Raw genomic sequence first — 270 nt, forward strand, 5'->3', positions numbered from 1 at the left:
TCAAAAATTATGGCAATACTCTATTGAAGTTCATAAAGCATTCTTTGCCATCAGGGTCGGCGCACCACTGCATTTGGTTGCCATCATGGTTCAAAAACGCTATCAGCGCCTCATCTGTCTGGTCAACCTTATTACCTGAGCAGTCTACTTCATTATTGTCATACACCGTTCTAATGGCAATGACAGGCAAGCCCTCTTCGCGATGAGTGACCAAATAGCGACCGTACGTCCATTCTTTACCGCTGACCGCCCACATCTCATTGTCAGCAC

At 46.3% G+C, this 270-nt stretch carries 1 protein-coding gene; it reads right to left on the minus strand.

Features of this window, described 5'->3' with window-relative positions:
* Positions 1-7: 7 nt before the first annotated feature.
* A partial coding sequence (locus tag AAEZ03_RS27490) for a hypothetical protein (RefSeq protein WP_502947975.1) occupies positions 8-270 on the minus strand: 263 nt, incomplete at its 5' end.

The sequence above is a fragment of the Pseudomonas sp. HY2-MNA-CIBAN-0224 genome (assembly GCF_040310285.1).
GTDB classification, from domain to species: Bacteria; Pseudomonadota; Gammaproteobacteria; order Pseudomonadales; family Pseudomonadaceae; genus Aquipseudomonas; species Aquipseudomonas helleri.